The organism is Pseudomonas fluorescens group sp. (genome assembly GCF_020093335.1).
Lineage (GTDB): Bacteria > Pseudomonadota > Gammaproteobacteria > Pseudomonadales > Pseudomonadaceae > Aquipseudomonas > Aquipseudomonas petroselini.
This window is the reverse complement of record NZ_JAIOKW010000034.1, coordinates 51,319-60,056: the sequence shown is the minus strand read 5'-3', so window position 1 is coordinate 60,056 and position 8,738 is coordinate 51,319. Positions and strand designations below refer to the sequence as shown.

Below are 8,738 nucleotides of genomic sequence, written 5' to 3'. Positions count from 1 at the left end.
GCCCAGCCAGGTACCCAGCGGTACACCCAACGACAGCGCAATCGGCGTACCAACCATCGCCAACGCCAGCGCCCTGCCCTGTTGATGGGGCGCGACCATACGCCGGGCGTAACCGGCCAGCAGGCTCCAGGCCAACCCCGCCGCGACACCGGCAAAGAAGCGTGCCACCAGGGTCACGCCATAGTGGGACGACAGCGCCGTGATGGAGTTGAACAGCAAAAAGCCGACGATGGTCAGCAGCAGCACATTACGCCGGCGCCAGCCGCGGGTGGCGATGGTCATGGGGATCACTGCCAGCACCGAGCCCAAGGCATACGCGGTGACCATCTGCCCGGCCATGGATGGGGAAATCGCCAGGCCGTCGCTGATCAACGGCAAGAGGCCGGCGGGCAGGGTTTCGGTGACGATGCAGATAAAGCCGGTCATCGCCAGGGCGAGCAAGGCGCCGATGGGCAGACGGTCGGATGACGCCGATAAGGTCAATGAGGGGGTCACGGGAAACTCCTTGAGCGGGACTTAAATACTGATCGATACAGATGTTGCGGGCGTACGCCATGCGTTGTCAACGACTTATGTATCGACTAGTATTTATCTCGCTTTCCACCGGAGATCTCTCATGGCACAAATGGGCCGCCCCCGTACCTTCGACCGTGAACACGCCGTGGAACAGGCCATGCACCTGTTCTGGCAGCACGGCTACGACGCCACGTCACTGGCCCAGCTCAAGGCCGGCCTGGGCGGCGGGATCTCCGCGCCGAGTTTCTACGCGGCCTTCGGTTCCAAAGAAGCGTTGTTCGACGAATGCGTGCAGCGCTACCTGGCGACCTACGCCCAAGTCACTGAATGCCTGTGGGACGAAAACCTGCCACCGCGCCGGGCCGTTGAAACCGCACTGCGCCAATCCGCGCGCATGCAGTGTGAAGACGGACACCCCAAGGGCTGCATGGTGGCGCTGGGCGTGATGAGCGCGCCGAGCCCGGAGAATGCGCGGGTGGCGGATGGGTTGACGCAGTCGCGGCTGCGTACGCGGGCGGGGATTGTGGCGTGTGTGGAACGGGCGATTCGCTTGGGGCAGTTGCCGCCCACGGTTAACCCGGCAGTGATGGCGTCGGTGTTTGATAGTTTCCTGCAGGGCGTTTCGATTCTGGCGCGCGATAACGTCCCGCACGCCACCCTCGACGCAGCGATCAGCCAACTCCTGCTGACCTGGGATATTGCGGCCTCCCTCGCCACAGGCTCACGTGAGGCTGAACGCATGGATCTTGTCGACAATCTGCCGTGAAGCCCTACGGATCGCCGTCGTCGTGTTGCCTGCGATATGCGGTGTAAGTTGGGCAGTGCCGACGCCTGCCAGGGGCGAGTTGAAGCGGTCTTTTTCCAGCGCGAAGGTATCGATGGCGACCGCTTTGATGTGCCTGGGAAACGCGGTCATGAAGCTTGCCTGTCGTGGCCGTTGATCTCGGTGTACCGCAGGCGCTCGCCATAGTGTTGGCGAATGCTGTGCTTATCCGCGAAATAATAGAGATTGAGGGTGACCACCAGGCCCAACTCAAGGAAGCGGTCAACTTCCTCAAATAACAATGGAGGGCCGGGTGCATCCAGTATCAGGGTGGTAAATGCCATGCGCTTGGACCTCTTGCTAGAGAGAGGAGCGGGTCGATGCATCGTCAAGAACGTTGAACTTACGCCATCACGATACCGAGACACAGGCATACCCACCGGCCTGGCCACGTTCCACGTGCGCTAAAACAACAGGCGCGAAAAATTGCAGCACGCCTGCGCCATCCGCGCCACGTCCTGGTTCAAGCCAAATTGCCGATCCACCCGGTGCAGCGCCACATACTGAATAGTCGGCAATTCCGGCTGCGTGACCAACGCGCGCAACGCCCCTTGCTCGATCAGGTGGGACAGACACGCCTTGGGCAAATAGCTCACACCGATCCCCGACAACGCCAACCCCACCTGCACCAGCAGGTTATGGCTGGTGAGTGTGCGTGGCATCTGCACGTTGTGCGCGGCCAGCCAGCGCTCGTAGATCAAGCCGGTGCCCGACTGTGAACCCTGGGTCAACACCGTGTAGTTGGCCAGGGTTTCAAGGCTGACAGGGTCTGCGTCAGGGATAAGACCCGGCGAACAGATCCAGGCGTTTTCCACGCATTGCAGCGCGGTGCTGTGGAAACGCGGATCGCTGTACACGTCGGGCACGATCACCAGGTCCAGTTGGTCGCTTTCCAGTTTGCGGAACAGCTCGCTGCTGAGCTCCACCGACGGCTCGATTTGCACCTTGGGGTAGGCCTGGCGCAGCGCTTCCACCAACGCCGGTAACCAGGTGAGCGCGGTGAGTTCAGTGACGCCCAGGCGAAACCTGCGCACCAGCACCTCACGGGCGCTGACCCGTTCCAGCAATTGGTCGCGGCTGTTGAGCAAGTCACGGGCGTAGTCGAGCAGCTCGCCGCCCTTTTCCGTCAGCCGGGCATTGCGCTTGCTGCGGTCGAAAATCTCGACGTCGAAGGTGTCTTCCAGCTCCTGGATACGCTTGGAGATGGCCGACTGCGACATGTTCAGCTTGTTGGCCGCCGCTTCGAAGCTGCCCAGTTCAGCGATCCAGTACAGCGCGTCGATTTGCTTGAAGGTGATCATGGCGGACCGCTCATGAAAAAAAGCGATGCTAACACATCATAAAATATCGCTAAAACTCTCCGATTATCACTCCTAAGATCTGGCCATAGCTCGTTGCTATCCAACGATTCTGGAGATTTGCCATGTCCTTGCCCGGTTCACGCATCCTTCCCAACGCCCCCATGGCCTCGGCCGAATTGGTCGAGGCCTTCGCCCAGGTGGTCACCCCGCACATCAGCGACAACCTCGGCCGGCACATCGGCGCCCGTGGCCTCACGCGCTACAACCGCACCGGCAAATTGGTCGGCACGGCGATCACGGTAAAAACCCGCCCCGGCGACAACCTGCTGATCTACAAAGCCTTGAGCTTGCTGCAACCCGGCCATGTGCTGGTGGTGGATGGCCAGGGCGATACCAACAACGCGGTGATCGGCGAGTTGGTAAAGCTCTACGCCCAGCAACGCGGCTGCGTGGGGTTTGTGATTGATGGGGCGATCCGCGATGTCGCCAGCTTTGAGGACACCCCGTGCTATGCCCGCGCCGTTGTGCACACCGGCCCGTACAAAACCGGCCCCGGCGAAGTGAACGTGCCGGTGTCGATCGGCGGTATGATCATCAACCCCGGCGACCTGCTGGTAGGCGATGAAGACGGCCTGGTCGCGCTCTCCCAGGCAGACGCCGCCGAAGTGCTGCGCCGCGCCGCGCAGCATGCCGAACATGAAGACGCCGTCAAAGCCGAGATCGCCAGCGGTGCCGTGCGCCAGAGCTGGATCGACAAGGTCCTGGACAATGCAGGGTTGGCGCCATGAAGCACTTTTTGTCTGACCGCGTCCTGGGCATCGCGCCCTCCCCCAGCATTGCCGCCAATGCGCTGGTGACCGAGTTGCGCGCCCAGGGCCGCGATATCGTCAACTTCACCGTAGGCGAGCCGGACTTCGACACCCCGGCGCATATCCTTGCAGCCGCCGGCCAGGCGATGCACAGCGGCGACACCCATTACACACCAACCACCGGCACCCTCGCCCTGCGCCAGGCCATCTGCCTCAAGCTGCAACGGGACAACGACCTGGCCTACGGGCTGGATGAAGTGGTGGCCGGTTGCGGCGGCAAGCACATCATCTATCACGCGCTGGCCGCCACGCTGAATCGAGGTGATGAAGTCATCGTGCACACGCCTTACTGGGTGTCGTACCCCGATATCGCACGCCTCAACGATGCAACGCCGGTGATTATTCCCGGCGACGAAAGCCTGGGGTTCAAGCTGTCGCCCGACGCCTTGGAACAGGCGATCACCCCGCGGACCAAATGGGTGATCCTCAACAGCCCGAACAACCCCAGCGGCGCGGTCTACAGTGAGGCCGACCTGCAGGCGCTGGCACAGGTGCTGCGGCGTCATCCTCACGTGCTGATCATGGCCGACGAAATCTACGAGCACTTCGTGTATGGCGAAGCCCGGCACGTGCCATTGACGCGCCTGGCGCCCGACCTCAAGCCGCGCACGCTGATCGTCAACGGTGCCTCCAAAGGCTACGCCATGACCGGCTGGCGCCTGGGTTTTGGTGCCGGCCCCACCTGGCTGATCGCGGCCATCGCCAAGCTGCTGTCGCAAACCACCACGTGCCCCAGCTCGTTGAGCCAGGCGGCTGCCGTGGCTGCGTTTGCCGGAGACCAGGCGCCCATCGCCGCGATGCGCGAGGAATACCAGCAACGCCGCGCACGCATGCTGACCCTGCTGGCGGGCATCCCCGGCGTGAGCTGCACCCCGCCGGACGGCGCGTTCTACGTGTTCGCCAACGTCAGCGCACTGATGGGCAAGCTCACCCCACAAGGCGATCGCCTCGACAGCGACACCCAACTGGTGGACTACCTGCTGCGTGACTACGGCCTGGCCACCGTGAGCGGCGCAGCGTATGGCATGTCGCCCTATGTGCGCCTGTCCTTCGCAAGCTCGTTAGAAGTGATCGAAGAAGGGTGCCGTCGTCTCAAGGACGCTTGCCGCGACCTGCGCTGACGGTTTCCCGCTGCACCCGGCGACCCACGGACGGCCGCTGTTTTGACTGCCTAGAACAACAACTTAAAATCATTGATCTCAAATGAGGCATTCCTATGCACACGCCCCGTATCGCGCTGGTATGGCAAATCATGATCGGCTTGCTCGCCGGCATCGCCCTGGGTGCCCTGCTGCACCGCTTTCCCGAATCCCGGCCGTGGCTGGTGGACAATCTCTTGCAACCGGCGGGCGACATCTTTATCAAGCTGATGAAGATGATCGTGGTGCCTATCGTATTCTCCTGCATGGTGGTGGGCATTGCGGGCCACGGTGACGGCAAATCCCTGGGCCGGATCGGGGCGCGCTCACTGGGGTATTTTTTCTGCATCACCACCTTGGCGATCATCGTCGGGCTGGTGCTGGGCAACCTGCTCAAGCCGGGCGCCGGCACGGAATTGTCCAGCCTGCACGCGGCGACTATCACTCTGCCCACCAGCAATGGTGGCGGCCACAGCCTGGGGCAAATCATCGTCGGCATCATCCCGGACAACGTGATCAACGCCATGGCCCAGGGCAGCCTGTTGTCGGTGCTGTTTTTTGCGGTGATGTTCGGGTTGGGTGTGGCGCGCTTGCCCGCCGAGCGCAAAGACCCAGTGATTGCCCTGCTACGGGGCGTCTCGGATGCGATGTTCAAGGTCACCTCGATGATCATGGCCTACTCGCCCATCGGCGTGTTCGGCATGATCGCGGTGACCGTGGCCAACTTCGGTTTCGGCTCACTGATGCCGCTGGCCAAGTTGATCATGGTCAGCTACGTGGCCATCGCCTTTTTTGTACTGGTGGTGCTGAACCTGGTGGCACGCCTGTGCGGCATCAACCTGTTCGCGCTGATGCGGCATATCAAGGATGAACTGGTATTGGCCTTCTCCACCGCCAGCTCGGCGGCGGTGATGCCGCAACTGATGAAGAAGCTCGAAACCTACGGCGTCCCGCCTTCACTGGTGAGCTTTGTGGTACCGGTGGGGTATTCGTTCAACCTCGACGGTGCCTCGCTGTTCCTCGGCATCGGCACCTTGTTCGTGGCGCAGTTGTACGGTATCGACCTGAGCTTTGGGGACCAGGCGCTGCTGGTGGTGACGATGGTGCTCACCTCGAAAGGCGCTGCGGGGGTGCCAGGGTTTATGTTCGTGATTCTGTCGGCGACCCTGGCCAGTGCCGGGTTGCCATTGGAAGGGATCGCGTTCATCGCGGGGGTGTATCGCTTGATGGAAATGCCGACGACCGCCCTGAACGTGTTGGGCAATGCGCTGGCGCCGTTGGTGATTGCCAAGTGGGAGAGCCGGGAGGCACGGGCTGCGCAGCAGCAAACAGCCCAAACACTCCCGGATTGTGGTGTGCAGAACAAGCCCTGATCCCGTTCAGCTAAGGGAGAACCACTGTGCCAGTGGCGAGGGAGCTTGCTCCCGTTGGACTGCGCAGAGCCCCAGGTCTGTCATGCAACAACGGGGGCCGCTTCGCGCCCCAACGGGAGCAAGCTCCCTCGCCACAGGTTACTTTGCACCGTTTGGGCACCGCGACATCGTGTATGAAGACCACAAATAAAGGCGCTCCAAAGAGCGCCTTTATTCATTTCAGTCACTGCTCGCTGATGGACTTCACATCCGCCTTCGCAGCACCACCAATCGCAATACGCTTAGGCTTGGCTTCCTCCGGTACGACCCTGAGCAGGTCAATGCTCAGCAAACCATTGGAAAGCTGCGCACCCTGCACTTCAATGTGGTCGACCAGGCGGAACGACAGGCGAAACGCGCGCTGGGCGATGCCCTGGTGCAGGTAGGTGATGCCTTCATTGTGTTCGCGCTTGCCGCCGGCGACGGTCAGCACACCTTTTTCCACCTGGATATCCAGGTCATCCTCCACCAGGCCTGCGGCCGCGATGACGATTCGGTAGTGGTCATCGCCGTGCTTTTCGACGTTGTGAGGTGGATAGGTGGTACCGGCCTCGCTGCGAAGCGCCGATTCGAAAAGGTCATTGAACCGGTCAAAGCCGACGGAGTGGCGGAACAGTGGGGCCAACGAAAGAGTAGTAGCCATTGCAAAATCTCCTGAGTTTTCTCCAAGTGATTAAGTACGCGACCCGGATTCGGCATCGCGTAAAGCCTAAGTAGGTTCAGGCGGAAAAATTTCAAGCGGGGTCCGTAAAATTTTTTATCCGGGGTCATGATCCCCTGAAGAAAGGCTGAGGCACCGGCGCGCAAGGGTCGTTGTGGGATCGACCAAAGCGACACTGTGAGCCCCTATCTCAAACATTTCAGGTTGATGCGCATGGCTATCGAGGGCTATGGCGTTGCCTGGTTGCCGCAGAGTGCGGTGGTGGATGAACTGGAGCGCGGCGTGCTGGTGCGCGCCGGGGGGTGATAATCACGCAAGACGTAGTGCTCGGACACTTACCTCCCTCCTCCTAACCCTAAGTTACGCAGGGCTGCTTCAAGCAGCCGCACTGCGTTCTGAGCCTCAGCGTTGGCGGTAAGCGTTGCGTTCGAAACATAGCCGCCGTTAGCAGCACCTTCTGCGTTCACCGCTGAAGCCGTCTGGACCGCCGTAGACCTGGCCTGAACCAAGTTTTGCTGCAACTCTCGTCTAAGAGTGGCTTGTTGTGTCACTCTCGGATCTTCCTTGCCGCCCTTCAAACCGACATCCCTCTGCCAGCCTCCATTCCCATCGGATACGACGAGCGTGGCGCTCTGCTTATAGACCCCCTTCTTGGTATCCAGAAGATAGAGCGAGTGCGATTGACGGGGGTTGGCAGAGTCTTTGAGGTAGTAGTTGGAAGCATCGCCCGTTAAGACGAAGGGCTTGTACACAGGTGTTTGTGATTCATTCAGTGATGGGACGGTAGGTGGGTGCGACGCCATTGGCGAAGTGGTGGGTTGCTCTCGCTGCAAAAAGGGTAGAGGTGCGGAATAAGGCAGTGCGGCGCTGGCTTTCACGGTTGTTGGATTCCTGAACAATAAATGGGTGGTTACGGATGAATAACTGCTGGGATGACGTTTGCCAGCAGGCAAGCCAGTGGTGGGTTGGCAGATAAGGCCAGTTCCACCGCATCCAAAATGGATCCATGACTTTATTTTTCAGGAGTCGGACAAACGCCCGCTTTACGGACTCAACGCTATGGCATTGAGGATCGTTGTCTAAGGCAACGACCTGTGCGTTGGCCAGGGAGGGCCGGGTCAAATCCAAGGCAAAAAAAGCCTGCATCTGTGCAGGTTTCTCTTTATGTCGCTATTTGCGCTCCATGAGCTGGATTCGAACCAGGGAGCCAATGATTAACAGTCATTTGCTACTGAGAAATCACAGCGGTGCCACGAAAAACGTGGTGGAGGCGTACATCGAATCTATAGCTCAACAAAAATAAAAACTGCCACGCGTCAAAAATAGTCGCGAGTCAGCGCGAAGTCAAAGCAGCAAAATTTCTTGGCCTGTAGGAAAAGTGGATAGCTGCAGCCAGTCACCGCATCTCCTCCAGCGCATACCGCACCTGGTCGACATCCACGTGCACGTATTTCAGGGTGGTACTGATGCTCCGATGTCCCAAGAGATCCTTGACGATGTGCAAATTACACTTGGGCTGCCTCATCAAATCGGTGGCAATCGTATGCCTGAATCGGTGTGGGCTCACATGGGCGTCAATTCCTAGGCACGTGGAACGGCAAGCTGGTCTGTAACGACTTCGCCGGCTATAAGACAAGCTTCGAGTTGGGCATCACTGAAATCGGCTGAATGGGCCCCGCGCGCCGCAAGTTCTTCGACCTGCACGTCGCGAATAAAAAGCCAGTTGGCGGAGCAGGTGCTTCAATCGATTGGCGGGCTGTACGAAGTCGAGCCACACTCCAAGGAAATGAGCCACGAAGACCATTGGCAATTGCGCTAGGAAACGGCGGTGCCCATAGCTGAAAACTGCATGAGTAGATGCTGGCCCAACGCGAACTCGTGCCCGAGGGATCTGCTACGGCCAAGGCCCTGCAACGCATACTGAACACCACCACGCGTTCCCGTGACCGTCACATTCGTTTCCCTGAGTCCCTTCGTATAATCTAAATCAATAGTATTACCAGCAGAGTCCGTAATG

Annotated in this window: 11 protein-coding genes and 2 pseudogenes; 6 read left to right on the top strand and 7 right to left on the bottom strand. The window is 59.9% G+C overall.

The window, feature by feature from the left end; all coding sequences use genetic code 11:
• The coding region (locus tag K7431_RS24855) for an MFS transporter (protein ID WP_224299493.1) at positions 1-495 on the bottom strand (495 nt) is incomplete at its 3' end.
• A 121-nt stretch (positions 496-616) separates the two neighbouring features.
• Between K7431_RS24855 and K7431_RS24850 the strand changes: the two genes are divergently transcribed.
• The gene (locus tag K7431_RS24850; RefSeq protein WP_015885064.1) at positions 617-1,282 is read left to right on the top strand and encodes a TetR/AcrR family transcriptional regulator; all 666 of its coding nucleotides are present in this window, start codon (positions 617-619) and stop codon (positions 1,280-1,282) included.
• On the opposite strand, the gene K7431_RS24845 is transcribed toward K7431_RS24850, so the two are convergent.
• The 3 genes from K7431_RS24845 to K7431_RS24835 form a co-directional block, all read right to left on the bottom strand.
• Positions 1,238-1,432, bottom strand: a complete 195-nt coding sequence (locus K7431_RS24845) for a hypothetical protein (protein WP_224265951.1) — start codon at positions 1,430-1,432, stop codon at positions 1,238-1,240. The genes K7431_RS24850 and K7431_RS24845 overlap by 45 nt on opposite strands.
• Positions 1,429-1,623: a hypothetical protein gene (locus K7431_RS24840; RefSeq protein ID WP_043205688.1), complete on the bottom strand. Its 195-nt coding sequence runs from the start codon at positions 1,621-1,623 to the stop codon at positions 1,429-1,431. Before K7431_RS24840 ends, K7431_RS24845 begins: the two co-directional genes overlap by 4 nt.
• A gap of 120 nt (positions 1,624-1,743) precedes the next feature.
• The gene (locus tag K7431_RS24835) at positions 1,744-2,640 is read right to left on the bottom strand and encodes a LysR family transcriptional regulator (protein ID WP_015885066.1); all 897 of its coding nucleotides are present in this window, start codon (positions 2,638-2,640) and stop codon (positions 1,744-1,746) included.
• Positions 2,641-2,762: 122 nt separating this feature from the next.
• Between K7431_RS24835 and K7431_RS24830 the strand changes: the two genes are divergently transcribed.
• The 3 genes from K7431_RS24830 to K7431_RS24820 all read left to right on the top strand — a co-directional run bounded on the left by K7431_RS24830 (position 2,763) and on the right by K7431_RS24820 (position 6,021).
• Entirely contained in the window at positions 2,763-3,428 is a 666-nt protein-coding gene (locus K7431_RS24830) for an RraA family protein (RefSeq protein ID WP_015885067.1), read from the top strand.
• Positions 3,425-4,630: a pyridoxal phosphate-dependent aminotransferase gene (locus K7431_RS24825; protein WP_015885068.1), complete on the top strand. Its 1,206-nt coding sequence runs from the start codon at positions 3,425-3,427 to the stop codon at positions 4,628-4,630. The genes K7431_RS24830 and K7431_RS24825 overlap by 4 nt, the downstream gene beginning before the upstream one ends.
• A gap of 95 nt (positions 4,631-4,725) precedes the next feature.
• Entirely contained in the window at positions 4,726-6,021 is a 1,296-nt protein-coding gene (locus tag K7431_RS24820) for a cation:dicarboxylate symporter family transporter (protein ID WP_015885069.1), read from the top strand.
• Positions 6,022-6,244: 223 nt separating this feature from the next.
• On the opposite strand, the gene K7431_RS24815 is transcribed toward K7431_RS24820, so the two are convergent.
• The gene (locus tag K7431_RS24815) at positions 6,245-6,703 is read right to left on the bottom strand and encodes an Hsp20 family protein (RefSeq protein WP_015885070.1); all 459 of its coding nucleotides are present in this window, start codon (positions 6,701-6,703) and stop codon (positions 6,245-6,247) included.
• A gap of 222 nt (positions 6,704-6,925) precedes the next feature.
• Between K7431_RS24815 and K7431_RS24810 the strand changes: the two are divergent.
• A pseudogene (locus K7431_RS24810) lies at positions 6,926-7,024 on the top strand (LysR family transcriptional regulator); the annotation flags it as partial.
• 32 nt (positions 7,025-7,056) lie between these two features.
• Here the strand turns inward: K7431_RS24810 and K7431_RS24805 are convergent.
• Together K7431_RS24805 and K7431_RS31305 are read right to left on the bottom strand one after the other, a co-directional pair.
• A complete protein-coding gene (locus K7431_RS24805; RefSeq protein WP_148270929.1) occupies positions 7,057-7,599 on the bottom strand; it encodes a hypothetical protein in 543 nt (180 codons plus the stop codon).
• A 518-nt stretch (positions 7,600-8,117) separates the two neighbouring features.
• Entirely contained in the window at positions 8,118-8,246 is a 129-nt protein-coding gene (locus K7431_RS31305; protein ID WP_232504881.1) for a hypothetical protein, read from the bottom strand.
• 35 nt (positions 8,247-8,281) lie between these two features.
• Here K7431_RS31305 and K7431_RS24795 point away from each other — a divergent pair.
• A pseudogene (locus tag K7431_RS24795) lies at positions 8,282-8,632 on the top strand (IS66 family transposase); the annotation flags it as partial.
• Positions 8,633-8,738: the final 106 nt, after the last annotated feature.

What these genes read in the sequence shown, in the direction of transcription:
- K7431_RS24850 (WP_015885064.1), top strand. Translation starts at nt 617, where the DNA reads ATGGCACAAATGGGCCGCCCCCGTACCTTCGACCGTGAACACGCCGTG.
- K7431_RS24845 (WP_224265951.1), bottom strand. Translation starts at nt 1,432, where the DNA reads ATGACCGCGTTTCCCAGGCACATCAAAGCGGTCGCCATCGATACCTTC.
- K7431_RS24840 (WP_043205688.1), bottom strand. Translation starts at nt 1,623, where the DNA reads ATGGCATTTACCACCCTGATACTGGATGCACCCGGCCCTCCATTGTTA.
- K7431_RS24835 (WP_015885066.1), bottom strand. Translation starts at nt 2,640, where the DNA reads ATGATCACCTTCAAGCAAATCGACGCGCTGTACTGGATCGCTGAACTG.
- K7431_RS24830 (WP_015885067.1), top strand. Translation starts at nt 2,763, where the DNA reads ATGTCCTTGCCCGGTTCACGCATCCTTCCCAACGCCCCCATGGCCTCG.
- K7431_RS24825 (WP_015885068.1), top strand. Translation starts at nt 3,425, where the DNA reads ATGAAGCACTTTTTGTCTGACCGCGTCCTGGGCATCGCGCCCTCCCCC.
- K7431_RS24820 (WP_015885069.1), top strand. Translation starts at nt 4,726, where the DNA reads ATGCACACGCCCCGTATCGCGCTGGTATGGCAAATCATGATCGGCTTG.
- K7431_RS24815 (WP_015885070.1), bottom strand. Translation starts at nt 6,703, where the DNA reads ATGGCTACTACTCTTTCGTTGGCCCCACTGTTCCGCCACTCCGTCGGC.
- K7431_RS31305 (WP_232504881.1), bottom strand. Translation starts at nt 8,246, where the DNA reads ATGAGGCAGCCCAAGTGTAATTTGCACATCGTCAAGGATCTCTTGGGA.